General features: G+C 44.2%; 26 protein-coding genes. 13 read left to right on the plus strand and 13 right to left on the minus strand.

What is annotated here, in order from left to right:
• Nucleotides 1-75: 75 nt before the first annotated feature.
• The 4 genes from LJ658_RS17670 (at nucleotide 76) to LJ658_RS17685 (ending at nucleotide 4,237) form a co-directional block, all read left to right on the plus strand.
• On the plus strand, nucleotides 76-1,404 hold the full coding sequence (locus tag LJ658_RS17670; protein WP_230547872.1) for a serine hydrolase: 1,329 nt from the start codon (nucleotides 76-78) through the stop codon (nucleotides 1,402-1,404).
• 39 nt (nucleotides 1,405-1,443) lie between these two features.
• Entirely contained in the window at nucleotides 1,444-1,749 is a 306-nt protein-coding gene (locus tag LJ658_RS17675) for a YbaB/EbfC family nucleoid-associated protein (RefSeq protein ID WP_230547873.1), read from the plus strand.
• Nucleotides 1,750-1,801: 52 nt separating this feature from the next.
• Nucleotides 1,802-2,476: a metal-dependent hydrolase gene (locus LJ658_RS17680; protein ID WP_230547874.1), complete on the plus strand. Its 675-nt coding sequence runs from the start codon at nucleotides 1,802-1,804 to the stop codon at nucleotides 2,474-2,476.
• A 138-nt stretch (nucleotides 2,477-2,614) separates the two neighbouring features.
• Nucleotides 2,615-4,237, plus strand: a complete 1,623-nt coding sequence (locus LJ658_RS17685; RefSeq protein WP_230547875.1) for an NADP-dependent glyceraldehyde-3-phosphate dehydrogenase — start codon at nucleotides 2,615-2,617, stop codon at nucleotides 4,235-4,237.
• A gap of 75 nt (nucleotides 4,238-4,312) precedes the next feature.
• On the opposite strand, the gene infB is transcribed toward LJ658_RS17685, so the two are convergent.
• From infB to LJ658_RS17710, 5 genes are all read right to left on the minus strand, one after another.
• The gene (gene infB / locus LJ658_RS17690) at nucleotides 4,313-7,345 is read right to left on the minus strand and encodes a translation initiation factor IF-2 (protein ID WP_230547876.1); all 3,033 of its coding nucleotides are present in this window, start codon (nucleotides 7,343-7,345) and stop codon (nucleotides 4,313-4,315) included.
• A gap of 61 nt (nucleotides 7,346-7,406) precedes the next feature.
• Nucleotides 7,407-8,642: a transcription termination factor NusA gene (nusA, locus tag LJ658_RS17695; protein WP_230547877.1), complete on the minus strand. Its 1,236-nt coding sequence runs from the start codon at nucleotides 8,640-8,642 to the stop codon at nucleotides 7,407-7,409.
• Nucleotides 8,643-8,725: 83 nt separating this feature from the next.
• Nucleotides 8,726-9,196: a ribosome maturation factor RimP gene (gene rimP / locus LJ658_RS17700; RefSeq protein WP_230547878.1), complete on the minus strand. Its 471-nt coding sequence runs from the start codon at nucleotides 9,194-9,196 to the stop codon at nucleotides 8,726-8,728.
• Nucleotides 9,197-9,315: 119 nt separating this feature from the next.
• A complete protein-coding gene (locus LJ658_RS17705; protein ID WP_230547879.1) occupies nucleotides 9,316-9,732 on the minus strand; it encodes a hypothetical protein in 417 nt (138 codons plus the stop codon).
• A 271-nt stretch (nucleotides 9,733-10,003) separates the two neighbouring features.
• The gene (locus LJ658_RS17710) at nucleotides 10,004-12,424 is read right to left on the minus strand and encodes a prolyl oligopeptidase family serine peptidase (RefSeq protein WP_230547880.1); all 2,421 of its coding nucleotides are present in this window, start codon (nucleotides 12,422-12,424) and stop codon (nucleotides 10,004-10,006) included.
• Nucleotides 12,425-12,513: 89 nt separating this feature from the next.
• Between LJ658_RS17710 and LJ658_RS17715 the strand changes: the two genes are divergently transcribed.
• Entirely contained in the window at nucleotides 12,514-14,019 is a 1,506-nt protein-coding gene (locus LJ658_RS17715; protein WP_230547881.1) for an NAD(P)H-hydrate dehydratase, read from the plus strand.
• A gap of 154 nt (nucleotides 14,020-14,173) precedes the next feature.
• Here the strand turns inward: LJ658_RS17715 and LJ658_RS17720 are convergent, their stop codons facing one another.
• The 3 genes from LJ658_RS17720 to lipA are packed head-to-tail and all read right to left on the minus strand — an operon-like array spanning nucleotide 14,174 to nucleotide 16,446.
• Entirely contained in the window at nucleotides 14,174-14,989 is an 816-nt protein-coding gene (locus LJ658_RS17720; protein ID WP_230547882.1) for an anti-sigma factor, read from the minus strand.
• 8 nt (nucleotides 14,990-14,997) lie between these two features.
• On the minus strand, nucleotides 14,998-15,543 hold the full coding sequence (locus LJ658_RS17725; RefSeq protein WP_230547883.1) for an RNA polymerase sigma factor: 546 nt from the start codon (nucleotides 15,541-15,543) through the stop codon (nucleotides 14,998-15,000).
• A gap of 24 nt (nucleotides 15,544-15,567) precedes the next feature.
• Nucleotides 15,568-16,446 (minus strand): lipoyl synthase, encoded by an 879-nt coding sequence (lipA, locus tag LJ658_RS17730; RefSeq protein ID WP_230547884.1) that lies wholly within the window; start codon nucleotides 16,444-16,446, stop codon nucleotides 15,568-15,570.
• Between the two features lie 143 nt (nucleotides 16,447-16,589).
• Here lipA and LJ658_RS17735 point away from each other — a divergent pair, with 143 nt between their 5' ends.
• Entirely contained in the window at nucleotides 16,590-16,991 is a 402-nt protein-coding gene (locus tag LJ658_RS17735; protein WP_230547885.1) for an OsmC family protein, read from the plus strand.
• Between the two features lie 49 nt (nucleotides 16,992-17,040).
• Here LJ658_RS17735 and ytxJ read toward each other — a convergent pair whose 3' ends face one another.
• From ytxJ to LJ658_RS17750, 3 genes are all read right to left on the minus strand, one after another.
• Nucleotides 17,041-17,373 carry a bacillithiol system redox-active protein YtxJ gene (ytxJ, locus tag LJ658_RS17740; RefSeq protein ID WP_230547886.1) on the minus strand — a complete coding sequence of 111 codons (333 nt, stop codon included), beginning with the start codon at nucleotides 17,371-17,373 and terminating at the stop codon, nucleotides 17,041-17,043.
• A gap of 250 nt (nucleotides 17,374-17,623) precedes the next feature.
• Nucleotides 17,624-18,118 (minus strand): 6,7-dimethyl-8-ribityllumazine synthase, encoded by a 495-nt coding sequence (ribH, locus tag LJ658_RS17745; RefSeq protein WP_230547887.1) that lies wholly within the window; start codon nucleotides 18,116-18,118, stop codon nucleotides 17,624-17,626.
• 92 nt (nucleotides 18,119-18,210) lie between these two features.
• Nucleotides 18,211-18,888 (minus strand): tol-pal system YbgF family protein, encoded by a 678-nt coding sequence (locus LJ658_RS17750; protein WP_230547888.1) that lies wholly within the window; start codon nucleotides 18,886-18,888, stop codon nucleotides 18,211-18,213.
• A 142-nt stretch (nucleotides 18,889-19,030) separates the two neighbouring features.
• Between LJ658_RS17750 and LJ658_RS17755 the strand changes: the two genes are divergently transcribed.
• Entirely contained in the window at nucleotides 19,031-20,131 is a 1,101-nt protein-coding gene (locus LJ658_RS17755) for a DNA replication/repair protein RecF (protein ID WP_230547889.1), read from the plus strand.
• Complete coding sequence (locus LJ658_RS17760) at nucleotides 20,124-20,414, plus strand: DUF721 domain-containing protein (RefSeq protein WP_230547890.1); 291 nt, start codon at nucleotides 20,124-20,126, stop codon at nucleotides 20,412-20,414. Before LJ658_RS17755 ends, LJ658_RS17760 begins: the two co-directional genes overlap by 8 nt.
• Here the strand turns inward: LJ658_RS17760 and LJ658_RS17765 are convergent.
• Complete coding sequence (locus LJ658_RS17765; RefSeq protein ID WP_230547891.1) at nucleotides 20,401-20,598, minus strand: hypothetical protein; 198 nt, start codon at nucleotides 20,596-20,598, stop codon at nucleotides 20,401-20,403. The genes LJ658_RS17760 and LJ658_RS17765 overlap by 14 nt on opposite strands.
• Before the next feature lie 165 nt (nucleotides 20,599-20,763).
• The gene (locus LJ658_RS17770) at nucleotides 20,764-21,183 is read right to left on the minus strand and encodes a nucleoside-diphosphate kinase (protein ID WP_230547892.1); all 420 of its coding nucleotides are present in this window, start codon (nucleotides 21,181-21,183) and stop codon (nucleotides 20,764-20,766) included.
• A 171-nt stretch (nucleotides 21,184-21,354) separates the two neighbouring features.
• Between LJ658_RS17770 and LJ658_RS17775 the strand changes: the two genes are divergently transcribed.
• The 5 genes from LJ658_RS17775 to LJ658_RS17795 are packed head-to-tail and all read left to right on the plus strand — an operon-like array spanning nucleotide 21,355 to nucleotide 26,233.
• Nucleotides 21,355-22,365, plus strand: a complete 1,011-nt coding sequence (locus tag LJ658_RS17775; RefSeq protein WP_230547893.1) for a bifunctional oligoribonuclease/PAP phosphatase NrnA — start codon at nucleotides 21,355-21,357, stop codon at nucleotides 22,363-22,365.
• A 6-nt stretch (nucleotides 22,366-22,371) separates the two neighbouring features.
• Entirely contained in the window at nucleotides 22,372-23,313 is a 942-nt protein-coding gene (locus LJ658_RS17780; RefSeq protein ID WP_230547894.1) for an FKBP-type peptidyl-prolyl cis-trans isomerase, read from the plus strand.
• A 53-nt stretch (nucleotides 23,314-23,366) separates the two neighbouring features.
• Nucleotides 23,367-24,365, plus strand: coding sequence for an FKBP-type peptidyl-prolyl cis-trans isomerase (locus LJ658_RS17785; RefSeq protein WP_230547895.1), 999 nt, complete (start codon nucleotides 23,367-23,369; stop codon nucleotides 24,363-24,365).
• Nucleotides 24,366-24,412: 47 nt separating this feature from the next.
• A complete protein-coding gene (locus LJ658_RS17790) occupies nucleotides 24,413-25,180 on the plus strand; it encodes a TatD family hydrolase (RefSeq protein WP_230547896.1) in 768 nt (255 codons plus the stop codon).
• Between the two features lie 33 nt (nucleotides 25,181-25,213).
• Nucleotides 25,214-26,233, plus strand: coding sequence for an asparaginase (locus LJ658_RS17795; RefSeq protein WP_230547897.1), 1,020 nt, complete (start codon nucleotides 25,214-25,216; stop codon nucleotides 26,231-26,233).
• Nucleotides 26,234-26,273 lie beyond the last annotated feature (40 nt).

Below are 26,273 nucleotides of genomic sequence, written 5' to 3' on the forward strand. Positions count from 1 at the left end.
ATGTTTAAAACTTTAATTCAGATGCGGGTTATATTTTCCAATTTTCGCAGTCGTTTATCCTGGTAGTATTTATTTATGAAATTTTTAAAACAAGGCCTCCTAACTTTCACCGTTTTTCTGCTTTTATTGGCCTCGTGCTCACCAAAACCGGGCGATAATAGCCACTCAGACCAGGGATCGCCAGAAAAAAGTAAACCGTTAGACACCAAAGCTTTGTTGGCCTATAACCCTAAAAACGCCGATAAACAGATAGATGCTTTTATGCAGCACCTGCACACGGCAGCAGGGTTTAACGGTAATGTACTGGTGGCAAAAAAAGGAAAGATAGTTTACCAAAATGCTTTCGGCTGGGCTAACTACCCGCACCAGGACAGCCTGACGCTCAACTCCCAGTTTGAACTGGCGTCCATCAGCAAAACGATGACGTCGACCGCCATTCTGCAGTTAATGGAGCGGGGTAAGCTGCGCCTTGAAGACTCCGTGCAGCAGTTTTTCCCCAATTTCCCATATCATGGCGTAACCATCCGCATGCTGCTTACGCACCGCTCGGGCCTGCCCAATTATGTATATGCTATCGATGATGTTTTCCGCAAAGAACACCGCGACCAGAAAAAAGGGGTTACCAACCAGCAAATGATGGACTTACTGGCCCAGTACAAACCTGCACGTTATAACGTGCCCGATAAAGGTTATCATTACAACAACTCCAACTTTATGGTGCTGGGCTCTATTATAGAGAAGGTGACACATATGCAGTACGCCGATTATATGATGCAGAACGTTTTTCTGCCGGCCGGCATGAAGCATACCAACGTATACTCCAAGGCCACTTACGATAAAATACCCACCAAGGTATTGGGGCATGACCGTAACAGCTGGCGGTACTCGGTGGCGCAAAACTACCTGGACGGGCCCGTTGGCGATAAAGGTATTTATAGTACTGTGGGTGATCTTTTCCTGTTCGATCGTGCGCTGCGCGCCGGGAAGCTTATTAAACAGGCCACGCAGGATTCGGCTTATACCAACCGCGTTCCGTTAAAGAACGGTCATTTCGGGTATGGTTATGGCTGGCATTTGTTCGAGGGGCCTAACGAGAAAGTGGTTTACCACACCGGCTGGTGGCATGGCTATCGTCATAACTTTCTGCGCGATATGAAGGAAGACGTAGTAATTATATTGCTGGATAACATGACCAATGGCAGCCTGCTGCACCTTGATGATCTGTTTAAAATGACAGGCATGCCCGTAGTACGTGCGGGGGCTTACGGCCGCGGCGGCGAGGAGGAGGATGAACAGGCACGTGCCCCTACTTTAGAAAAGAAAAAACAGCCCGTTAAAAAACAGAAGAAAGAAACGGTAGCCAGGCACAGCTCCGTTAAAAAGCACAAATCGCGTAAACACTAAGCTGTAAATACTGTTCTATAGAAAAATAAAGGAGTTAACATGTTTGATAAACTATTTGAAGTACAGCAAAAAGCCGGCGAAGTAAAACAAAGGCTTGATGCGCTTACCGTAACCGGCACTGCCGAAGGCGGTAAAATCAGCGTTACGGCTACCGGCAATAAAATTATACAGTCGGTAAATATTGACCCGGAGTTTTTTAAAGAGGCCGATAAAGAAGAGCTGGAAGAGTTGCTGGTAATAGCCATTAACAAAGCAATGGAGCAGGCTGACAACGTAAGCCAAAGCGAAATGGCCGCCGTTACCAAAGATATGTTTGGCGGAATGGGCGGGATGTTTGGTAAATAAGCAATGCCCTTTTTAATGTTTGACAGATACCGTTAAGATTAATACCATCACCATGAAAACTACTTATTACGGACAATCAACCCTAATGATTGAAACCGAAGGAAAAAAACTTTTGTTTGATCCTTTTATTACACCTAACCCGGCGGCAAAACATATTGATATCCACGCGCTGAAGCCTGATTATATCCTGGTATCGCACGGGCACGGCGACCATGTGGCCGATTTGGTGGCTATCCAAAAAAGCAGCGGCGCCCTGGTAATCTGTATCGCCGAAATTGCCGGCTGGTTGGGTAAGAAAGGCATCGAGGCACACGGTATGAACATTGGCGGCGGCTTCAATTTTGATTTTGGCCGGGTTAAAATGGTTAATGCCGTACACTCAAGCACCATGCCTGATGGTGCAGCAGGCGGTAACCCAGCCGGATTTGTATTATACTCGGAAGGGAAAAAGATCTATTACGCCGGTGACACCGCGCTCACCTACGATATGAAATTGCTGGAAGACGAAAACCTGGACTGGGCCGTTCTACCCATCGGCGATAACTATACCATGGGTGTGGATGATGCCATAAAAGCCACGGATTTCATCAACTGTAAAAACATAATCGGGGTGCATTACGATACCTTCCCGGTGATAGCGATTGATAAAGAGGAGGCACGCGAAAAGTTCGTCAAAGCGGGGATAAATATTAAGCTTCCGGCAATTGGCGAAGAAATAGAGCTGTAATAATTTACTTTAATTGGCCTCATAAACAACTGGTTAAGTGTGATAAGTAACTGTGATAGTGTATTTATTACACCTTAACTGTTGCACATATTGTAATTATGTTTATAATTGCCTTATCAAACAACCAATTTGTAAATTATGAGTTTTGAAGAACAGCTCCAATCGATCTTCGTGGATGAAAACCTTATACCCGAAGAATTCAGGATAGAACAGATCCACCAGCGCGAATACCTTTGTAATGGTGAGATGAAACCGTGGAACGGACCCGTTAGCGAAGTTTATTCGCCGGTTTGTATCCCCGGGCCCAATGGTTTAACCCGTAAGTTTATCGGCACCTACCCGGTTTGTACCGAGAAGGAGGCAAACGAGGCCCTTGACGCCGCAATTGCTGCCTATGACAACGGCAGGGGCGAGTGGCCGACCATGAGTGTCGACGGACGTATCAAATGCCTGGAGCGCTTCATTTTTAAAATGGGCGAGCAGCGCAGCCTGGTAGTTAAACTGATTATGTGGGAGATTGGCAAATCATACGCCGACTCGGCCAAAGAATTTGACCGCACCGTTGAATATATCAACGCCACTATTGACGCGCTGAAGGAGATCGACCGTACCTCATCCCGCTTCGAGATAGCTGAGGGTGTGGTTGCGCAGGCCCGCCGGTCGCCGTTGGGCGTTGTGCTGTGTATGGGGCCGTTCAACTATCCGCTTAATGAAACTTTCACCACGCTGATACCCGCCCTTATTATGGGCAATACGCTGCTGTTTAAACCACCTAAGCACGGTACGCTGTTGCATTATCCGTTGCTTGAAGCTTTCCGGGAGTCGTTCCCTAAAGGCGTGGTCAATACCGTTTATGGCCGCGGTGCCACGGTAACCCCCGGTTTAATGGCAACCGGGCATATCAACGTGCTGGCATTCATCGGCTCAAGTAAAGTGGCCAATGATCTGAAAAAACGTCACCCTAAAATAAACCGGTTACGCGCCGTTTTAAGCCTTGATGCCAAGAACCTGGCCATCATCACGAAAAACGCCGACCTGAAACTCGCGGTTAGCGAGTGCATCCTCGGCGCGCTGTCCTTTAACGGGCAACGCTGTACCGCTATCAAGATCATCTATGTACATAAAGAGGTAGCCGATGAGTTTTTAAAACTACTAAGCGATGCCGTAGCCAAGCTGCCGTTTGGCCTGCCATGGGATAAAGATGTTAAGTTAACCCCGCTGCCAGAGCCCCATAAGCCCGATTTCCTGAAAGAGACCATTGCCGACGCGGTAGCGCATGGCGCCGGCGTGATCAATGAAAACGGTGGCGCAACAGCGGCTTCGTTTGTTTACCCGGCAATTTTATACCCCGTGAATGACAAAATGAAGATCTTCCGCGAAGAGCAGTTTGGACCCGTGATCCCGGTGGTGCCCTTTCAGGATATTGAAGAACCGATTGCGTACCAGATCGACTCGCCGCATGGCCAGCAGGTAAGTATTTTTAGTAATGATGCTGATGAGATCGCGTCATTGATCGACCCGTTTGTTAACCTGGTGAGCCGGGTAAATGTGAATACCCAATGTCAGCGCGGCCCGGATGTGTTTCCGTTTACCGGCCGCAAGGACAGTGCCGAAGGTACACTTTCGGTACATGATGCCTTGCGCTCATTCTCTATCCGCTCATTAGTAGCCGCTAAGTTAAATGAGGCCAATAAACATCTCATCAATGAAATTGTGAATGATAATTCGTCTAATTTTTTAAGTACGAAGTTTATATTGTAGTACCCCAGGCTATATTAAAAACAAAAAAGGCTCATCGGTTACCGATGAGCCTTTTAAATATAATGTGCCTGCTGTTTATACCAGCTTGCGTTTAACTTCTACGTTTTCGTAAGCTTCAACAATGTCGCCTACTTCAATGTTATTAAAGTTTTGGATGTTTAAACCGCACTCGTAGTTGGCTGATACCTCTTTTACGTCGTCTTTGAAACGTTTTAATGAAGCCAGTTCGCCGGTGTAGATCACCACACCCTCGCGGATGATACGGATCTTACTGTTACGGGTAATTTTACCATCCAATACCATACAACCTGCAATGGTACCCACTTTACTGATCTTGAAGGTTTCGCGGATCTCTACGTTAGCAACAATCTTCTCTTCAAAGGTTGGTGCAAGCATGCCTTCCATCGCAGCCTTGATCTCGTTGATCGCGTCGTAGATGATTGAATAAAGCCTGATGTCAATCTGCTCAGCCTCGGCCAGCTTACGGGCACCGCCTGAAGGGCGTACCTGGAAACCGATGATGATCGCGTCTGATGCAGAAGCAAGTAATACGTCTGATTCAGAGATCTGACCAACTGCTTTTGATATCACGTTAACCTGGATTTGTTCGGTTGATAGTTTCAACAACGAGTCAGACAATGCCTCGATCGAACCATCCACGTCACCTTTAACAATAATGTTCAGTTCCTTAAAGTTACCCACTGCCAAACGGCGGCCGATCTCATCCAAAGTGATATGTTTCTGGGTACGTAAGCCCTGCTCGCGTTGTAACTGCAAACGCTTGTTTGCAATCTCACGTGCTTCAACTTCGCTCTCTAACACGTTAAACTTATCGCCGGCGGTAGGTGCACCCTGCATGCCCAGTACCTGTACCGGTGTTGACGGCCCTGCAGATTCAACCCTCTGGCCACGCTCATTGGTTAACGCTTTAACACGCCCGCTGTAGCAGCCGGCTAATATCGGGTCGCCTACTTTTAATCGGCCTGCCTGTACCAGGATGGTGGTAACAATACCACGGCCTTTATCCAAAGCAGCCTCAATAACCGTACCTACGGCACGTTTGTTAGGGTTAGCTTTAAGCTCCAGCAGTTCGGCCTCTAACAATACTTTTTCTAAAAGCAGGTCGATATTTAAACCGGTTTTTGCTGAGATCTCCTGTGTTTGATATTTACCGCCCCACTCCTCAACCAAAATATTCATGGCTGACAGTTGCTCACGTACCTTATCGGCATTGGCACCCGGACGGTCGATTTTATTGAATGCAAAGATGATTGGTGCACCGGCAGCCTGCGCGTGGTTTATGGCCTCGCGGGTTTGCGGCATCACGCTGTCATCAGCAGCGATAACTATAATTACAATATCGGTTACCTGTGCACCCCTGGCACGCATAGCGGTAAACGCTTCGTGGCCCGGTGTATCCAGGAATGTTATTTTTCCTTTATTATCCGGCAGTGTTACTTCGTAGGCACCAATGTGCTGGGTTATACCACCTGCTTCACCACCTATTACGTTGGTTTTGCGGATAAAATCCAGCAACGATGTCTTACCATGATCTACGTGGCCCATGATCGTTACTATCGGTGCACGTGGTACCAGGTCTTCCGGAGCATCCGGCTGATCAAGGATAAATTCTTCATCCTGTGGTTTTACAAACTCAACCTGGTAGCCAAACTCATCAGCAACAATGCTTAGTGTTTCGGCATCCAAACGCTGGTTGATGGACACGAACATGCCCAAACTCATACAGGTTGAGATGATCTGCGTAACAGATACATCCATCATGATAGCTAACTCGTTAGCTGTTACAAATTCTGTAACCTTTAATACTTTTGATTGTGCGTCCTGCTCTAATGCCAGTTCATCGGCATTGGCGGCCACATCATCCCGTTTTTGACGACGGAACTTGGCGCGCTGGGCAAATTTGCCCGACTTACCGGCGCCGCTTAAGCGGGCAAGGGTAGCCTTAATCTGGTCCTGAATGTCCTTTTCTGAAGGTTCTTCTTTAGGGCCGGTACTTGCCGGGGTATTACGGTTAAAGTTATTGTTTGGACGGTTGCCCTGATAACCACCGCCTGTAGTATTGGGGCGGTTTCTAAAATCAGGACGGTTGGCGCTATTGGTGTTGTTGGCACCGCCTTGCGGGGCATTGCCGCCACCGGCAGGGTTAGCGCCCTGGCCTTGCTGCGGATTGGCATTATTGCCACCACCCTGGCCGGGTCCCTGGTTATCTTTACGCTTACGTTTACGTTTATGATCTGCGCTGGTATTTGATGACGACGCTACCGGGTTACGTTTTGGTGTAACCGGCAAAGTTATCCTGCCAACAATGTTTGGCCCGCTTAAGCGATCGGCTTTCGCCCTGATCACATCCGGATCGCCACCTTCTTCGTTAGGAGGGGTGACAGGAGCGGCAGCAACCGGTGGTTGCGGCGCAGCAGGTGCAGGCGTTGATGCCGGTGCGGCAACCGGTGGTTGCGGTGCCACAGGCGCTTTTACTTCTTCGGCTTTCGGTGCTTCAGGAGCGGCCTCTTTTTTAACTTCAACAACAGGCTCAGGTGCCTTAACTTCGGCAACAGGTTCTGGTGCTTTTACTTCGGCAACCGGCTCTGGTTTCGGAGCTTCCTCTTTAACCTTTTCGGCCGGTTTAGCATTTAAGTTATTAAGGTCTATCTTACCCACAACTTTTACACCCCTAAGCGCGTCAGTACTTGCCGGTTCTTCTGCCTTTACAGGTTCAGGAACAGGCGCCGCTGCCGGCTTCGGTTGTTCAACCGGGGCAGGTGGCGCGGTAAAATTACCGGCGTTCTTGATCAGGATCTCTTCGTTCTCGAAATCCCTTGAACGGCGGGCCTCAACCGGCCTGTCAGGAATAGCCGCAGCTTCTTCTTTACGTATCTTGCCGATACTGATCTGCTTGGCTTCTTCCTTAATGCTTTTATCAACAGCAAATTCCTTTAACAAGGCACTGTACATGTCGTTATCCAGCTTCGCCATAGGTTGTTTATCAACCTTATAGCCTTTTGTAGCTAAAAAATCAACAATGGTACCCATACCAATGTTAAGCTCTTTTACTGCTTTTATTAATTTTATTGATTTGTCTTCTGACATTTATTATAACTTTCTCTGCTTATTTATGCAAAAATACGATTTTAATTTTGCTTAATTCCTTTTATTCAAATTCTGCCTGTAATATTGATAGTACTTCTTTTACTGTTTCCTCTTCTAAATCTGTACGTTTCACCAGTTCGCCTACGGTTAGGGCCAAAACTGATTTTGCTGTATCTAAACCAATCCGTTTAAATTCGTCCAGGATCCAGCTTTCAATTTCGTCAGAAAATTCTTCAATATCCACATCTTCATCATGCTCATCAGCTTCACGGTAAACATCAATTTCGTAACCTGTCAGCTTACCTGCCAGCTTAATGTTATGGCCGCCACGACCGATAGCCAACGATACCTGATCTGGTTTTAAGTATACCGCGGCTGTTTTTTTCTCATCATCTAACTTAATAGAGGTGATTTTAGCCGGTGATAAAGCACGTTGTATATATAACTGAATATTGTTGGTATAGTTTATCACATCAATATTTTCATTTTTCAACTCGCGCACAATACCGTGGATACGTGAACCTTTCATGCCCACACAGGCGCCAACCGGATCAATACGGTCATCATACGATTCTACAGCTACCTTAGCTCTTTCGCCCGGTTCGCGTACAATTTTCTTAATGGTGATCAAACCATCAAAGATCTCCGGAACTTCCAGTTCAAACAAGCGCTGTAAAAACTCGGGCGCTGTACGTGATATGATGATCTTAGGGTTGCTGTTCAGCATATCTACCTTGTAAACAATCGCTTTAACGCTATCGCCTTTTTTAAAGTAGTCGGCCGGGATCTGCTCTGTTTTTGGTAATAAAAGTTCGTTGCCTTCATCATCCAAAACCAAAGTTTCTTTTTTCCAAACCTGGTAAACCTCGCCGGTTACAATCTCGCCCACGCGGTCTTTATATTTCTTAAAGATCTCGTCTTTCTCTAACTCCAATATTTTTGATACCAGTGTCTGGCGTGCCGCTAAAATAGCACGGCGGCCAAAGCTCTCTAAAGTAATCAGCTCGATATAATCGTCGCCAACCTCCAGGTCCGGATCTAATGTTTTTGCTTCTTTTAACTCAATCTCCAAATCATCATCCTCACTAAACCCGTCTTCCATAACCACACGCGTGCGCCAAATTTCTAAGTCACCATTGTCTGTGTTCACAATTACGTCACAATTCTCATCGGTGCCGTATTTTTTACGGATCATACTCCTGAAAACGTCTTCCAGCACGCTCATCATCGTTGGACGATCGATGTTTTTAAAATCTTTGAATTCCTGGAAAGAATCAATTAAATTAATATTGCTCATTTTTCATTGAAATTAATTGTTATTATATGGTAATGAAGCTATCATGGGCTTTAATTTTTTATTGAGCTGCCCATGATGGTTTCTTACTTAAATGATATTAAAACCTTTGTTTCTGTTATTTGCTCTATCGGGATAACGCTTTCAATAACGGCAGCCTTTTTCCCTTTTTCTTTTATTTTTTCTTCAATCATTACGGCGTCCTCTGTAATTGCATTCAGTTTCCCTTCTCTTTTGGTGCCATCGGCCATTTTAATAGCCAGATCGCGCCCGATGTTTTTGGTGTACTGCCTGGTCATGGTCAGCGGGAAATCAATCCCCGGCGATGAAACCTCAAGGTTATAGGCTGTTTTTATCACATCCTCTTCTTCCAGTTTAAAACCTACATAACGGCTTATCTGTGCACACTCGGCAATTCCTATGCCGTTATCACCGTCAACCAGTATCATTAGTTTGCCGTTAGGAAGCAATTTAACGCTTACTAAAAACAGATCCGGACGCTCAATTTCAGCGATCTTCTCTTCAACTAATTCAACAACCCTTTTTTCAATATTCATATTCGCCCCTCTTTTTCCGCCAGTTGCGGAATGATTGGTAAACTAAAAGAGGGGGCAAATGGCCCCCTCTGTATTAATTTGGATGCAAATATAGTAAATAATTCTTGATTTTACAACAGTTACGGCTTAAAAATCAAATCAATATAATGCAATTGTCCTTTGGTGGTTTTGCCGCTGATATAGTCCCAGATACTTTTATTGCCGGCGTAGTTATAATAGCGCAAAAAATAGGTCTGCGGTTTGGCAAAAGAGGTATCGGGCGTAAATACTACCGCGCTGTCTTTAAGCTGATATTTGCCGGGTTGTATAGGTTGATAATCTTTCATATCCGTATCTGCCGGCAGGCGATAAATAGCGAACAGGCTTTGCCAGTTTTTGACGGTATCGCGGTTAATGTCGTTTAAGATTACCGGGTTGATGCCTGTTATTTTTAGGGAATGATTGCTATCGGTAAGGCTGATATGCACGGGTGTTGCGGGGTCCTTATGACCGCATCCGAATAAAAATATAAATAAAAGCAGCGCTCCTTTTTTCATTGTTCACATCAGGTTTAAAAGCCGGCGGCTCTTGATTTTGCAACCATTTTTTTGAAATCAGGTGATCCACTTTTAGTGATCCACCGCCGAAAAATCGGCAAAAAATAGTTGTTTTTCAGTTGGTTGATTATCAATGTCTTAATTTAAAAACATACTTAAAGATCTTGACGAATAAGGGTGATCCAAAGTGATCCGCTCAAAAAGTTAAAATCCTAATTTACAAATACTTAGATAAAAATGGTGATCCGGGTGATCCACTTTTTTAAATGGATCACTTCGCCTTTAAATTCTGCTCAAACAGCTTATAAATTCGTTTATACTCATCCGTCCAGCTGCTGGGCTGTACAAAGCCGTGATCCTCTACCGGGTATGATGCCAGTTCCCAGTTTTCTTTATGTAATTCTATCAGGCGCTGGGTTAAACGGATGATATCCTGGTAATTAACATTCTGATCGATCATGCCGTGCAGCATCAGCAGGTTGCCTTTCAAACCGTCAGCAAAATAGATAGGCGAGCTGGCGCGATAGGCTTTTTCATCGGTAAACGGCTCATTCAGGATATTGTCGGTATAGCCGTGGTTGTAATGCGCCCAGTCGGTAACCGAACGGATGGCGGCACCTGCCGCGAATACGTCAGGTTGGGTAAACATCGCCATCAGTGTCATAAACCCGCCGTATGATCCGCCGTACATGCCCACATGTTTGGGGTTAACACCATATTTATCAACCAGCATTTTAACACCGTCAACCTGGTCGGTCAGGTCCTTACCGCCCATATGGCGGTAGATAGCCGTGCGCCAGTCGCGCCCGTAACCGGCACTGCCCGAGTAGTCGATATCCAACACGGTATATCCGTTATCCGCCAGCATGTTGTTAAACATATACTCGCGGAAGTAGTGGTCGCTCCACCCGTAAGTGACGTTTTGCAGATAGCCTGCGCCATGCACAAAAACTACCGCCGGCTTAGCCGGATCTGGCCTGGCAGGTACGTATAAATGGGCATAGACATCGCTGCCATAGCGGTTTTTAAAGGTGATAAGCTGCGGATCGCGCCATGGGTACGACTTAAATTCGTCAGTAGCCGAGCTGGTTACCTGTACGGCCGCCGCGCCCGGCTTGTTCGGCTGGATATACAGCTCGCCGGGTTTGTTTGCGTATGAATAGCTGATCGCCAGCCATTTTTCATCAGGTGATAGGTAAACCGTGTTGCTGCCCTTCATGCCTGTTAACTTAACCGGCGTGCCGCCGCTAACCGGGATCCGGTAGAAATGGGTAACGCCCGGGTGTTCGATATTGGCTGTAAAGTAAAAGGTCTTTTTATCAGCTGATAGTTGCAGGGTTTGCACTTCCCAGTTGCCGCTGGTTAATTGCTTTTTGGTGCCGTTTGCCACATCGGCCAGGTAGATATGGGCATAGCCGCTATTCTCAGTTTCATAATAAAAATGCGTATTGTCTGCCCATCCCAAATTGGAACTGCCGAGGCCGCCCACCCAGGCATCGTTATGCTCGCGGTCAACGGGGGATAAGCTGCCGGTTGCCGGGTCAAGCTTCATGATCCAGCGATCCTTGTTATCCTGTGCATTAATGACCACAACGGCATATTTACCGTCACCGCTCCAATACGGGCCACGGACGAACACCTTTCTGTCTTCGTTGCGTTTGGTGCGTTGTTCAAGCTCTTTAGGATAATCCTTAAAATAAGCGGGGATGTCCTTTATACCGGGAACCCCCGCGGTTGCTATCTTATAAACCGTATCGCGCTGCCTATCAAAAATAAACGATTCATAAGTTGGCTGGCTAGCACCCACTTTGGTGCGGTTTGGGATATCTTCAGTAAACCCGGACGCGGTAACGTAATTAGGTACATTAACCCTTTTTGCATCAGCAGGCGTCTTTGCCAAGGTATAGGTTATATAGCGGCCATCGGGGCTAAGCGCCGCGCCAAATATTGCCTGGTCACCTACGGCAATCTCTTTCAGTTTTTTCTGCTCAAACGCTATTGCTTCAACCGAATCAAGCTTGCGATCTTTATCTTTTACTTTAATGATATCAAACAGCTCAAGCTGCTCGGCTTTTAACCAGCGCTCCTGTTCGTTGCCGCTGGCCTGGGCGCGGTTAGCATTGGCGGCAGCTATACCGCCCCCACGCCTGCCACCAACCGGAACCGCCGCAATTTGCGGAGCAGGCGCTGCGGCATGGGTGAAATTGGTGAGTTGTATCAGCTCGCCGCCGTGTAGTTTAAGCGCGTATAAGTTGTCACCCCGCGTAAATACAACCTTGCTTTCATCGCCATTAAAGATCGGGTTACTTTCGCGTTCGGTAGTGTTGGTTAGCTGTTGTATCCCGCCTGTTTTAAGATCAAACAGAAACAGGTCGCCATTTTTTTCATAGAGTTTTAAAGTGTGCTTTTGGTTCCAGTCGCCGTCAGTCGTAAACGCGCGTTGGTCTGCCGGACTTACTTTGACAGGCTTTGTATTTGTTGGAGCGATGGCAAATAGCTCATCGCGGTCTGTATGATCGGGGTTCCAGTTAAAGTAAACTTTCCTGCTGTCGTCGCTCCAGTGGATATTTGACGGAGCTACGCCGATCCATTTCGGATCGCGCATTATTTTTTCAACGGATAAAGTTTCCAGTTTTTGAGCAAATGCAGCAAAGCAAAAAAGGATCAGTAAAAGGGTAAAGCGTATTTTCATTATGCAGTTAATAGTTAAACGCAATTTAACAGTTTAGCTATAAAAAAAGTATTATAAAACAAAAGGTATTAAGTTTAAATTTATACCCTATGCTGCCACTCCTGACCGCCCAACAGATCCGCGAAGCGGATGCCTATACTATCGCTACCGAGCCCGTTAGTTCTGTGGACCTAATTGAGCGTGCCTCGCGCGCTTTTGTAGGCTGGTTCATTAATCATTTTCCTGATAGGACTGCAACCATAGCTGTTTATTGCGGTACAGGCAATAATGGCGGCGACGGGCTGGCAATTGCCCGCATGCTTTATGATCATAAGTATTTTAATATTGGTATTAAGGTGGCGCGGTTCTCTGACAGGTCTACCGATGATTTTACCGTTAATCTTAACCGGATTAACCAGATGGGGTTGGAAGTGCTTGAACTTAAACCGGGCGCGGTGTTTCCGGCAGAAAACTCCAAAATTATTATTGATGCTTTACTGGGCACCGGCCTTAACAAACCGCTTGCCGGCGATTATAAAAACCTGGCCGGTTATATTAATAGCTTAAATAAAACGGTAGTGGCGGTTGACGTACCCACCGGTTTGTTTACCGATGGTGAAATAGGCGCCGATGATACCGTTATAAAAGCCGACTTGGCTATCACCTTTCAACAGCCCCGGATCAATTTTTTATTGCCCGAATCCGGGCCGCATATTAACTGCTGGGAGGTGGTAAATATTGGCATTGACGAAGGGTTTATCAGTTCGCTGAAATCGCCCTACCAGTTTATTGAAGAAAAGGATATCAAAAAGTTGCTTAAGCCCCGCCGTCATTATAGCAATAAGGGCACCTACGGGCATGCTTTAATCGTAGCCGGACAGGCCCAGGCAATGGGCGCCGCTTTGCTAAGTTCGGCTAGTTGCGCCTATGCGGGCGCCGGATTAACAACCGCATGTATACCCGAAAGCGGGCTGACCGCATTAAATACTTACCAGCCTGAAGTAATGGCGATTGTAAGGCACGGTGATGAACTGCCAGAGATAAAATGGGCGCAGTTTACCACAATTGGCATTGGCCCGGGGCTGGGTAAAGACAGCCGGGCCTTAACGTTATTAATTGATATATTGGATAACTATAAAGCCCCGATCGTGATGGATGCCGATGCGCTGAACCTTTTGGCAGGAAATCCTGAGCTTTGGAACAAAGTGCCGGCCGGAAGTATATTAACCCCACACATGAAAGAATTTGACCGCCTTTTTGGTGAACATGCTAATTGGTGGCAACGGCTGCAAAGCAGTATAAAAATGGCGAAGAAACATAATATCTATATCATTTTAAAAAATGATTATACGCTTGTTGCTTCGCCCGACGGGACCGTCTGTTTTAATTCAACAAGCAACCCGGCAATGGCGACAGGAGGCATGGGTGATGTGCTTACCGGTATAATAACCTCGTTGGTCGCCCAAGGGTACACTCCCGGTGAAGCCTGTATTATAGGCGTGTATATTCACGGGAAGGCGGGCGATGATCTGGCTTTGCCCAACAGGCTAAATGTGGTGCTACCAGGCCGGCTCGCAGCGCAGTTGCCGGTTACGATGGCCAAATTAATGGCATAAAAAAACGGCTGCAAGTATTATACATCCGTTTTCCTATTCTTATTAACTGATCTTATAAAGAACGAATACTCTGGGTTTCTCTATAAGACGTTAAAAAGGGGTATTCGTTACAATAAAAGAATGATTTTTATCAGCTGATTGTGGTATTTGCCTGTTAAAACTTCCCGATAAGCATCATTTCGCTCATGGTTGGATTAATGCTGCCGCCTCTAGGCTCGCGGGTTACCGCAAAAGCCTGGGCCAATGCTACCGGTTTCATTTCCTGCATGTTAGCAGTATCAGCCGGTAATTTGTCAAACACACCCAAATCAATGGGTTTACCGGCAACCAGCGCCCATAGCTGGTACTGGTGTGTTTTATCGTTCACCGGCATATCAAGCGTTTTCAAATCAAGGATCACTTTCTTTTTAGCAGGGCTCCAGGCCACCATAACACCTCCTGACGGAAGGTTGCTGGTACCTTTTAGCCGCAGGATTTTATAGGTTGTATCCCTGAACACACCTAGCTGCTGATCCATCAGATTAACTGTTTTACTGATGCGCTGGTTTTGAGAAGTAACAGCTACCAGTTGCTGGCTGGTATTTTGTAATTTGTTATATACATTAAACAGGGCAAACAAACTGCCTATCAATAAGGTAATGCTTGCTGCAAATGCATATTTATAAAAGTTATTGGTAACCGGCTCGGTTAGGGAAACAACGCTGGCCTCATCTTTTTTATTGAAAGTAGCATCGTCAGCCAGGTTGGTTACCAGGCTGTTTAAGATTTTATTGCGCTGATTTGCTGAAGGTTGAACGGCATTTGCCAGGGCGTATGATTCAAGCGCCTTTTCCATCTCCATTAATTCTGCCTTTACCGCCGGGTGTTTTTGAACCATGGCTTCAACCTGCTGCTTTTCTGCAGGTGAAACATCACCCAGAATGTATAATTCTAAGATGCCTGATTCAATAAATGTTCTTACGTCTTCCACTTCGGCTTTTAATTAAAATATTTCCTGAGTTCAATTATTGCCATTCGTAACCGGGTTTTAATGGTTCCAAGCGGAATACCTAATTCGTCAGCTGCTTCTACATGGGTATAACCTTTAAAATAAACCAAATCAAGGATAGACTTTTGTTCGGGTTTTAGCGTCTGAACCAGCTCTTTTATACCCATCAGCTCAGGCTTGTAAACTGTATTTCTTTGTTCGTCTATGGAAGTTACGTTATTTTCTAACTCTTGGTTTTTGCTGTGATTTTTAAAATCCTTTGACCTTAATTTATCGATTGAAAGGTTGCGGGCAATGTTTACCATCCAGGTAAACAGGCGTCCCTTTTCTTCACTATAGCTTGAAAAGGCGTGCCAGATTTTTACAAAAGTTTCCTGCAAAACATCCTCAGATGTGGCTTCGTCTATAACTATGCGAACAATAACACCATAAAGCGACGCCGAGTACATATCGTACAGCGCTTCAATGGCAATCTTCTCCCGGTTTCTCAGCGCAAGCACCAGCTCTTCTTCTGAAAGTTTAATTTTCTTGCTCAATGGGGTGAAGATATAAATGAATTGTTAGATTTCAAACAAGTGTTTTTCAGCATGATAAGACGACCGAACCAATGGACCGCTCTCTACATACCTAAAACCTTTATCTAATCCAATTTGTTTGTAAAAAGCAAACTGATCCGGGTGTATCCAGTCAATTACCGGGTGATGACTGCGTGTTGGCTGTAAATATTGACCAAGCGTTAATATGTGTACACCGGCCGCCAGCAAATCATCCATTGCTTCTAAAACATCTTCTTCTTTCTCGCCCAGGCCCAGCATTATGCCTGATTTTGTGCGTAATCCTGCTGCCGATATCTGGCTTAATGCCTCCAGGCTCCGATCGTATTTTGCCTGTATCCGAACCTCTTTGGTAAGCCGCCTTACCGTCTCCAGGTTATGCGATACTACTTCAGGGCGAGTTTCAATAACGCGGGCCAGGTTGTCCCATTGTCCCCTAAAATCGGGCAACAGGGTTTCCAAAGTAGTTTCGGGGCTTTCCCTGCGGATAGCATTAATAGTTTCGGCCCAGATAATAGAGCCGCCGTCCTTCAGGTCATCACGGTCAACCGATGTGATTACACAATGTTTTACCTGCATCAGTTTAACCGAATTAGCTACCCGGCCCGGCTCATCCCTATCAACAGCTAATGGCCGGCCGGTTGCTACGGCGCAAAAAGAGCACGAACGGGTACAGATATTACCCAATATCATAAAAGTAGCGGTACCGGCTCCCCAGCACTCGCCCATGTTGGGGCAATTACCGCTTTCGCAAATGGTGTGCAGCTTGTGCGTGTCAACTAAACTACGTACCTGTGCGTATTCCTTCCCGACAGGAAGCTTTACTCTAAGCCAGTCGGGCTTGCGTTGTGGTTGGCTAACAGGGACTACCGGCAATTCAATCATAAAGCAAAAGTAGTTAAAAAGCCGCTAACCAAATAAAGCCCCGCCATAAATATTACAGTTGCTTGATGGTAGAGGCAATTAATAAAGTTTTAGCTTTGTAAGTATAAATTGAAATCGAAAATCCGGCTTCCGAAATTAACACTATGGCAACTATACACACCACTTACCTTGGCGGCTTACGTACCGAGGCAACTCACCTGCAATCGGGCACAAAAATAATTACTGATGCGCCTACGGATAACAAAGGTAAGGGCGAAGCTTTTTCGCCGACTGACCTGCTGGCCGAATCACTAGCCGGCTGTATGCTAACCACTATGGGCATAGCGGCCGATACGCATGGCATTGACATGGACGGTACCGAATGTGAAGTAACCAAAGTAATGGCTTCTAATCCGCGCCGCGTGGCCGAGGTTATTGCCATCCTTAAATTCCCGAAAGATTATACCGATAAAGAAAAAACGATATTAGAACACGCTGCACGTTACTGCCCGGTAGCAGTAAGTCTGCATCCGGATGTCATTAAGACGATAGATTTTGGGTGGTAATTCTTAAATTGGTTTGAGAATCAAAAGCCACTTTAACTTAAGCTAAGCTTTATAAGGTAATCTCAGACAGCGTTTCCTCAACTGAGATTTCACCGTGTGACTGGTCAAGAATGCATTCGCCGTCTTTAATTAATAATAACTGCGGCGACTCATGATGTACCTGAAATAATTGTACAATCTGGTTGGATATATCGCGGTGCTGAATCAGATCCAAAAAGTACAATGGCATATTTTCGGGTAAATTATCCCAATCAAGTTCAAAGCGTCTTTTGGCCATCATGCTGATGGAGCAGCGGGTGCTATGTTTAAAAATTAAGCTATAACCCTGTTGTTGCTTGATGTTATTAAGCTGGTCTGCCGATTGTAATTGTATCCACGTCATAGTATGCAAAGATAAGAATGCTCATTCCGTTATAAGTAATTACAACGTCAAACAAATAATTGTTTTAGCGAATCAATCGTGAAGAAGGGGGAGAGAGATGTTATCTGCGGCCTCTTGGGTAAGAATTGTAGGCAGGGCAGATTTTACTAGCGCATGAAGTGATTATGCTTCCTAAAGTTAGTGCCAGAAAGGCTATATAAATTACTTTTCTCATGTTTCTAATATCTGTATTAAATTTGTTATACGGAAATTAAACTGTTAAAGTTTTAGCAAGGTCGGCCATTTTAATTGCTGTTATTGCCGCTTCATCACCTTTGTTGCCATGTTTACCTCCTGACCGGTCAATCGCCTGCTGCTGATTATCGGTAGTTAATACACCAAATATAACAGGTTTTGAATATTTTATGGCAACATTACTTAAACCATTGGCAACTGCATTGCAAATAAAATCAAAATGCCTAGTTTCTCCTTGTATAACGCAACCCAGGCAAATTATTGCGTCCAGCCCGCCGTTTTTTAATAAAAGATCGGCACCTGATGTTAATTCAAAACTACCCGGTACGGCATAGGTTTGAATGTTTTCGGCAAGCGCGCCATTGTCCAAAAGACTTTTATATGCTCCCTGGTATAACGCGTCGGTAACCTCGGGGTTCCACTCGGCTACTACAATTCCAAAACTATACGGCGTGGCGGATGGTACTGCCGTTCCGGAAAAATCTGATAAGTTTTTTAGCTGTGTGGCCATTAGTGGGTTAATTAGAGATTAAAAGAGCAGAGGTTAGTTATCATTAACAGGCTATTCAACCCGATCTCTGATCACTAACCTCTGCTCACTAATTATAATTTCGCTTCAACACGGGCAATATACGCATCTATGCTTTGCGCCTCTGCACTGGTTGGGTAATCCGTTTTAATTGATTTGTAAGCGTCAACGGCTGATTTGTTGTCGTTTTGCGCCTCGTAAACCAAGCCTAATTTCTTTAAATAAACCGGTGATAAAAAGCTGTTGCTTGCTTTGTCTGATGCCTTTTTAAAGTACGATGCAGCATTGCTATAGTCTTTTAATTCAACGTAAGCGTCGCCGGTATTTCCATAAGCTTCAGCGGCAACCATCACGTCGTCACCACGGTAGTTATTCAGGTTTTCAATAGCTTTGCGGTACTCACCTTTGTTTAGGTAAGCAACGCCCAGGTAAAAGCAGGCAAGGTTTGCTGCTTTGGTATTGCTGTATTCGGTTATGATTTTTTCAAAGCCCGGATACCCCGCGTCGCCTTTTATGGCTTTATCCCAGTCTTTTTTGGCCCAAAAATCCTGCGCTACGTGCATTTGGTCAGCAGCTTTAGTTTCTCTTGGTGCCAGATATAATTTTTGGTAAAGAACATAAACCAATATCATGGCAACAATTGCTGAAGCTATAAACAGTAAGCTTTTTTGATTCTCGCGTGTAAATTTACTAACCTGTGCAAAGTTGTCATCTTTTGATTGCACAATTGTAGTCTCCTGGGTTTTTGACATTTCTATTCTAAATTAAAGTTTGCAAAACTACATTTTTTAAAAAGTTTTAGCAACAGGTTTTTATTTTAATAGTTAAGTTAATTTTTTAATCGGTCATAAGCTGAGAAAGCAAGGTGGTAATTGTTAAATTTGATGCGTCCTTATGTATCTAAAACAGCTGTCAGTAATTAATTTTAAGAACTATGAAGAAGCCGAACTTTCATTTAGTGAGGGCGTAAATGCTTTTTTGGGTAACAACGGCGCGGGCAAAACTAATTTGCTGGATGCTATCCACTACCTGTCCTTATGTAAAAGTTACTTTAATCCTATTGACAGCCAGCAGATAAAACAAGGAGCGGATTTTTTTATTATCACCGGTACATTCAACAAAAACGGAAATAACGAAGCCGTTGCCTGTTCTGTAAAACGCAATCAGAAAAAGCAATTTAAGCGCAATAAAAAAGACTATCAGCGCCTGGCAGATCATATTGGTTTGTTGCCACTGGTGATGGTGTCGCCGTATGATATCAGCATTATTATAGAGGGCAGCGAAGAGCGCCGCAAGTTTATTGATAATGTAATATCACAAACTGATAATGCTTACCTTGATGAATTGATAGCCTATAACCGGGTGTTGATAAACCGCAATGCTCTTTTAAAGCAAATTGCCGATACCGGGAGATATGACCCCAGCCTGCTGGAAGTTATGGACGAACAGCTCATTGCATCGGGCACTAAAATATTTAACAAGCGGAGGCTGTTTATGGAGTCGTTTACGGCTATATTTAACAGGCATTACCGCTTTTTAAGCGATGACGCGGAACAGGTGGAATTGGTTTATGAATCGCAGTTGCTGCATGACAATTTTGCAAGCCTGCTTAAGAAAACCCTCGAGAAAGATCGTGCGCTTGAGCGTACTACCGCCGGTATTCATAAAGACGAACTGCAGTTTGCCATACATGGCATGTCCATGAAAAAGTTTGGATCACAGGGGCAGCAAAAATCTTTTTTAATAGCCTTGAAACTGGCGCAATATAGTTTTTTAGATCAGCAGAAAGGGTTTAAGCCTTTATTGTTGCTTGATGATATTTTTGATAAACTGGATGACCGCCGGGTAACCAAGCTGATGCAGATGGTATCAAATAACGACTTTGGACAGGTTTTTATTACCGACACCAGCGATGCCCGCGTTGGCAATATATTTAGTAATATGGATGTCCCCATTCGCGTATTTAAAGTAAAGGAGGGCGAAATAGATGCGTAAAACTAACGACAAATCGCTTAAAGAAGCTATTGAGCAGATGATGCAGGTTTATAAAATTAAACGCAAGTTTGATGAAACCGGTATTATAGCACAATGGCCTGAGCTGGTAGGAAAATCAGTAGCCAACCGCACCAAAGAATTGTTTATACATGATAAGAAACTTTTCCTGCGGATAGAATCATCGGTAATTAAAAACGAGCTGATGTTAATGCGTTCGCAGATTATTGAAAAGATTAATACCGAAGCTAAAAGTGTATTAATTGAAGAGATTATCTTTCTCTAACCCAACGCATGGTTGGCTTGCGGTAAAGGTCATCGCGGATGATAGAATATCCGATTAAGGTTATCCCCGGAGTTAAAAATGCCAGTTGTACTTCCGGCGGGTGATGGACAAAAAACAATGCATGAACCAGCGCCACTATGCCTATAATAAGTAAGTAAAGGAAAATTCTGAGTATCGGTTTCATTGTTATTATTGAATATAACCAGAGGAGGCAAATACCACGCCATATCTCAGTGCTATCGTTAGGTAAATCTATTAAATTATAAACAGATAGCAAGCATAAATTAAAAAGAGTTTCTGAATGCCTGCAAAAATAAGACATTCAGAAACTCTTTTCTGTTAGGGTGTGTTAAACTCTTTCAAAAGCAGAGAAAAAGAAGTTTCCTTCGATCTCAGCATTTTCGTCAGAATCTGATCCGTGTACCGCGTTTGCATCAATTGATTTTGCAAAAAGGTTGCGGATAGTGCCCGGCTCGGCTTTAGCAGGATCAGTTGCGCCAATCAGTTTACGATAATCTTCAATAGCATTGTCTTTCTCTAATATAGCCGCGACAACAGGGCCTGAAGACATGAACGCAACAAGGTCTTTGTAAAAACCGCGTTCTTTGTGCACACTGTAAAATTCGCCTGCTTTTTCTTCGCTTAAAGCAATTAATTTCAAGGCCACTATTTTAAAGCCGCTTTTGGTAATCTTATCTAAAATTGCACCGATGTGGCCATTGGCGACAGCATCGGGTTTAATCATTGTAAAAGTTTTGTTACTTGCCATTTGTGTTTTTTATTTGGGGTGGATGCCGGTGGTGCGTATATAAATTTCCACCTTTTGTATATAATTGTGCAAAAGTAGGGTTTTGTAACCGAACGCTAAAGCTTTTTTCATTTAATTATGAATGCTTTAATATTTATTTGCCTAGCTTTGCCACTCTTTTTTAAAAATTGAATGTTAGATATTACCTTGCTTAATAACCTATTAGCTCAGCCAAAAAAAATAGTTATTACCACGCATCATAAACCCGATGGGGATGCTATGGGTTCGTCATTGGGCTTATATAACTATTTAATACAGCAGGGCCATCATACCAAAGTTATAACCCCGACAGATTATCCTGATTTTTTAAGCTGGATGCCGGGCGATCAGGAAGTAGTTATCTTTACCGAACAAACTTCGGTGGCATCAATTTTAATTGCCGAAGCCGATCTGATTTTTTGCCTTGACTTTAATAACCTGAGCCGCATTAATGAAATGGGCGAACTGGTTAGAGCGGCCAATGCCTATAAAATAATGATCGATCATCACCTCGAGCCCGAGGACTTTGATGATTTCAGGCACTGGGATATCAATGCCTGTGCTGCCGCGCAATTGGTATATACCTTTATTGTTGATGTCCTTAATAACAAGAAATTAATTAATAAGGATGTAGCTACCTGTTTGTATACCGGGATCATGACAGACTCTGCATCTTTCAGGTTGCCTAATACAACATCCAACGTGCACCGTGTAATTGCTGACCTGATAGACGCCGGTGCGCCAAACTCACGCATACATGAACTGGTATATAGTAGCGCGTCCGAAAATCGCCTGCGTTTTTTGGGCCATTGCTTAACCAATTGCCTGGAAATATTACCCGAGTTTAATACGGCAATTATTACCGTTACTAAACACGATTTGCAAAAATACGACGTTAATACCGGCGATACAGAGGGCATTGTAAACTATGCGCTGTCAATTGCCAGTATACGTTTGGCTGCTTTTATAGTTGAAAGATCTGATAAAGTAAAACTTTCCTTACGATCAAAAGGGGATTTTCCTGCAAATGAGATTTGTAAATTGTACTTTAGCGGCGGCGGTCACAGAAATGCGGCCGGCGGACAATCATCTGCAGGCTTGCAAGAGGTTGTAAATCAATTCAAACTAATTTTAACCGAATATAAAAAACTATTAATTCAATAATAAAAAATGAAAAAAAATCTGATGTTTTTAGGACTTGCTGCACTTGGGCTTGCAAGTTGTAATGGTGGATACAAAAAGGGCGATAACGGGATGTTGTATAATATATATACAGACAAATCTGGTCCGAAAATTAAAGAAGGCGATTTTGTATTGACAAATCTGGTTATAAAAAATGACGCTGACTCTGTATTGTTAAGCACTTATGACCAGGGGCGTCCAACGCCGTTGATTTTACCTAAACCTCAATTTAAAGGTGACGTATTTGATGCAATAAAATTATTGGCTGAAGGTGACAGCGCCTCTATCAAGGTTGCTGCTGACAGTGTGTTTAAAAGAGCACCTAAACCGCCAACATTTAAAGGTAAATACCTTATCTATGATTTAAAGATCGTTAAATTGATCCCTAAAGGAACCCAGACTGACCAGGTGTTTCATGACAATATCACTAAATATATGACCGGCCTTGCTACTGCCGACAAAAACGCAGAACCGGCTAAAATCAAAAATTATATCGCTGAAAATAAGCTGACTGTTAATAAAACAGATTCTGGTTTATACTATGTGATAACTAAACCAGGTGTGGGCCCGCTAATTGCAAAAGGCGATACCGCGGTTATTAACTATACCGGTAAATTATTAAGCGGTAAAGTATTTGACAGCAGCATTAAAGAAGTAGCGGTAAAAGCGAAACTTGGAAGTCTTGACCAACGCCCGTACACACCTATACGTGTAGCTGTTGGCGAAAGAAAAGTTATTCCGGGATGGGATCAGGGATTGTTATTATTAAACAAAGGCGCAAAAGCTACGTTGGTTATACCTTCAAGTCTTGCCTACGGCGCTGCAGGCGCAGGCCCGATTGCACCTTATACGCCTATTACGTTTGAAGTTGAAGTGGTTGATGTTGTACATCCAAAACCAGGAGCTGTTGCAGCCCCGGTAAAAAAATAATTTAAGCTAACTTTTATATAGCCTTCCTTGTATTAAGGAAGGCTTTTTTAATTATGAAAAAATATCTTTTATACATTTTAATTACTGCGTTCGCCATAAAAGCGAATGCGCAGAATGGTTTTCAGCGTACTGCAAAAGGTACCCAATATCAAATGCTTACCCATAACCCCGGCGACCGCATTAAAGTTGGCGACATTGTTACATTTAATGTAGTGCAAAAAACTGAAAAAGATTCGGTTCTTTATAGCAGCTACCAAATGGGCAAACCTGTACAAATGCAGGTGCAAGCAGCGGGAGATTTAATGGATATTATGCCTTTATTAACCGTGAAAGACAGTGTACTGATAAGAGTGCCTACGGATACCATATTTAAAACGCAGGAAGATAAACGCCCGCCATTTTTACCCAAAGGCAGTAACTTGTTTTTTGTGTTGAAAGTGGAAAAGATACAGTCTTTAGCGGAGGCTATGGCCGAGCGGGATAAAGCCGTGGAAGCAGCCAAAGCAGAGGCGGCTAAAATGCAGGCTCAGGAAGGCGTGAACACAGATAAATACCTGGCCGAGCATAAAATGGTTTTAACAACCACTGCATCAGGATTGAAATATAAAATTACAAAAGCCGGGTTTAAACCGAAGCCGCTTAAGGGAGATAGTGTTTATGTAAACTATATTGGCCATACGTTGCAGGGTAAAGTATTTGATACAAGTATTGAGTCGGTAGCAAAAGCTGTCGGTTTACAGCAACCGGGCCGTACTTATGAGCCTATTAATTTTCTGCTTGGCGCCAAAGGCGTAATACCTGGCTGGGAAGAAGGACTGCTTTTATTAAACGAAGGCAGTAAAGCCACCTTTGTAATACCATCAAAGTTGGCTTATGGCGCTAATCAGGCCGGGCCTGATATTCCGGCATTTAGTACCCTGGTATTTGATGTCGAGCTGGTTAAAGTAGTCAGAGGCAGCCATCCGGCGGCAGCGGTTCAGAAACCAGTAGCAAAATCAACCGTTAAACATACGGTGGCAAAAAAGACGCTGACCACCAAAAAGAAACAATAAAGAAAAAGCCTTTCGATTAAACCGAAAGGCTTTTTTAATTTTGCGGCATGATATTGACAGACACGCACACGCATTTATATTATCAGCAAGATGAAGTTAAACGGACAGAGCTGATACAGCGTTGTTTGGATAATGATGTTAAGCGTTTGTTTTTACCCAATGTTGATGTAGAATCTGTAAGCCAGGTATTGGGTTTGGTAAAAGAATATCCTGGAATGTGTTATCCTATGCTCGGAATGCACCCGTGTTCAGTTAAGGAAGGATGGGAGCACGAGCTGGCTGTTATCCGCAACAGCCTGCAAGATCATACCATTTATGCTATCGGCGAAATTGGGATTGACCTGTACTGGGATAAGACAACCTTAGGCATACAGGTACAGGCATTTAAAGAGCAGATCAACTGGGCAAAATCCTTAAAGCTGCCCATAGTGATCCATTGCCGTGAAGCTTTTGACGAAGTGTTTGAAGTGCTGGAACAGGAAAACGATGATAATCTGCATGGCATATTTCATTGCTTTACGGGTAATGCGGCACAGGCACAACACGCAATTGAACTGGGTTTTTACCTGGGGATTGGTGGCGTAGTTACTTACAAAAATGGCGGCCTGGACAAAATTTTACCTCAATTTGATTTAAGCCATATCGTTTTAGAGACGGATTCTCCGTATCTTTCGCCCGTTCCGCACAGGGGGAAACCCAATGAAAGTTCTTATTTGATCTATATTGCTCAAAAAGTAGCAGAAATATATCAAACCGATATACAAACAGTAGCCAATATAACAACCGCCAATTCCAAGCAAATCTTTGGTGTGTGAGGATAATATTTAATTACGTATAATCTTGATTTAATGAGCCAGATACTCATCATCTATACCGGTGGTACAATAGGCATGATGACCGATCCTGTAACCAAGGTGCTTAAACCCATTAACTTTGAGCAGATAATGGATAATGTGCCTGAACTGGAGAAACTTAATTGTAAAATTAAGGTGCATTCGTTCGAGGAGATCATCGATTCATCAAACATGAACCCGGAGATCTGGAGCGAACTGGCGGGCCTGATCGAATCTAATTATGACGATGTTGACGGGTTTGTGATCCTGCACGGGTCAGATACCATGGCCTATACTGCGTCAGCCTTAAGTTTTATGCTGGAAAATTTGGCCAAACCGGTAATTTTCACCGGCTCACAATTACCCATCAGCGCCATCCGTACCGATGCTAAGGAAAACCTGATGACGGCAATAGAAATAGCTAACGCTAAAAAACATGACCGTGCGCGCGTACCCGAGGTTTGTATCTATTTTGATTATAAATTGTTTAGAGGTAACCGCTCATTTAAATATAACTCCTCTAAGTTTGAGGCGTTCCGCTCGCCTAACTGCCCTATACTGGCCGAGTCGGGCGTGCATTTACGTTTCAGTGCGAACGATATAAGGCAACCAGCCGACGCTCCGCTGATACTGCACAAGAATTTATTGAATGAGGTTGCCGTACTTAAACTATACCCCGGCATTAGCCCAAAGGTTGTTGCGGCTATATTGAATGCCGATGTGAGAGGCATTGTGATGGAGACCTTTGGCGCGGGTAATACCACAACCGACCAATGGTTTATTGACCTGCTTGAAGATGCCATAAACAACGGGAAGGTAATCCTGGATATATCGCAATGTAAAGTTGGTACCGTTGAGCTTGGCCGTTACGAAACCAGCAGGCAGCTAAAAGACATAGGCGTTGCCAATGGCTACGATATGACCTTTGAAGCAGCCGTAACCAAAATGATGTACCTGCTTGGCCAGTTTGATGACCCTAAGCAAGTGAAGCACTTCCTGGAGGTCGACCTGCGCGGCGAGTTGACAGTATCCTGAGTCACCACCTAAGGTGCCACTTTGAATGTGAACCTATTTC

This window comes from Mucilaginibacter sp. UR6-11, assembly GCF_020880695.1.
Taxonomy (GTDB): Bacteria; Bacteroidota; Bacteroidia; order Sphingobacteriales; family Sphingobacteriaceae; genus Mucilaginibacter.

Coding starts and splice junctions, on each gene's coding strand:
- LJ658_RS17670 (WP_230547872.1), top strand. CDS start 76: ATGAAATTTTTAAAACAAGGCCTCCTAACTTTCACCGTTTTTCTGCTT.
- LJ658_RS17675 (WP_230547873.1), top strand. CDS start 1,444: ATGTTTGATAAACTATTTGAAGTACAGCAAAAAGCCGGCGAAGTAAAA.
- LJ658_RS17680 (WP_230547874.1), top strand. CDS start 1,802: ATGAAAACTACTTATTACGGACAATCAACCCTAATGATTGAAACCGAA.
- LJ658_RS17685 (WP_230547875.1), top strand. CDS start 2,615: ATGAGTTTTGAAGAACAGCTCCAATCGATCTTCGTGGATGAAAACCTT.
- infB (WP_230547876.1), bottom strand. CDS start 7,345: ATGTCAGAAGACAAATCAATAAAATTAATAAAAGCAGTAAAAGAGCTT.
- nusA (WP_230547877.1), bottom strand. CDS start 8,642: ATGAGCAATATTAATTTAATTGATTCTTTCCAGGAATTCAAAGATTTT.
- rimP (WP_230547878.1), bottom strand. CDS start 9,196: ATGAATATTGAAAAAAGGGTTGTTGAATTAGTTGAAGAGAAGATCGCT.
- LJ658_RS17705 (WP_230547879.1), bottom strand. CDS start 9,732: ATGAAAAAAGGAGCGCTGCTTTTATTTATATTTTTATTCGGATGCGGT.
- LJ658_RS17710 (WP_230547880.1), bottom strand. CDS start 12,424: ATGAAAATACGCTTTACCCTTTTACTGATCCTTTTTTGCTTTGCTGCA.
- LJ658_RS17715 (WP_230547881.1), top strand. CDS start 12,514: ATGCTGCCACTCCTGACCGCCCAACAGATCCGCGAAGCGGATGCCTAT.
- lipA (WP_230547884.1), bottom strand. CDS start 16,446: ATGATTGAATTGCCGGTAGTCCCTGTTAGCCAACCACAACGCAAGCCC.
- LJ658_RS17735 (WP_230547885.1), top strand. CDS start 16,590: ATGGCAACTATACACACCACTTACCTTGGCGGCTTACGTACCGAGGCA.
- ytxJ (WP_230547886.1), bottom strand. CDS start 17,373: ATGACGTGGATACAATTACAATCGGCAGACCAGCTTAATAACATCAAG.
- ribH (WP_230547887.1), bottom strand. CDS start 18,118: ATGGCCACACAGCTAAAAAACTTATCAGATTTTTCCGGAACGGCAGTA.
- LJ658_RS17750 (WP_230547888.1), bottom strand. CDS start 18,888: ATGTCAAAAACCCAGGAGACTACAATTGTGCAATCAAAAGATGACAAC.
- LJ658_RS17755 (WP_230547889.1), top strand. CDS start 19,031: ATGTATCTAAAACAGCTGTCAGTAATTAATTTTAAGAACTATGAAGAA.
- LJ658_RS17760 (WP_230547890.1), top strand. CDS start 20,124: ATGCGTAAAACTAACGACAAATCGCTTAAAGAAGCTATTGAGCAGATG.
- LJ658_RS17765 (WP_230547891.1), bottom strand. CDS start 20,598: ATGAAACCGATACTCAGAATTTTCCTTTACTTACTTATTATAGGCATA.
- LJ658_RS17770 (WP_230547892.1), bottom strand. CDS start 21,183: ATGGCAAGTAACAAAACTTTTACAATGATTAAACCCGATGCTGTCGCC.
- LJ658_RS17775 (WP_230547893.1), top strand. CDS start 21,355: ATGTTAGATATTACCTTGCTTAATAACCTATTAGCTCAGCCAAAAAAA.
- LJ658_RS17780 (WP_230547894.1), top strand. CDS start 22,372: ATGAAAAAAAATCTGATGTTTTTAGGACTTGCTGCACTTGGGCTTGCA.
- LJ658_RS17785 (WP_230547895.1), top strand. CDS start 23,367: ATGAAAAAATATCTTTTATACATTTTAATTACTGCGTTCGCCATAAAA.
- LJ658_RS17790 (WP_230547896.1), top strand. CDS start 24,413: ATGATATTGACAGACACGCACACGCATTTATATTATCAGCAAGATGAA.
- LJ658_RS17795 (WP_230547897.1), top strand. CDS start 25,214: ATGAGCCAGATACTCATCATCTATACCGGTGGTACAATAGGCATGATG.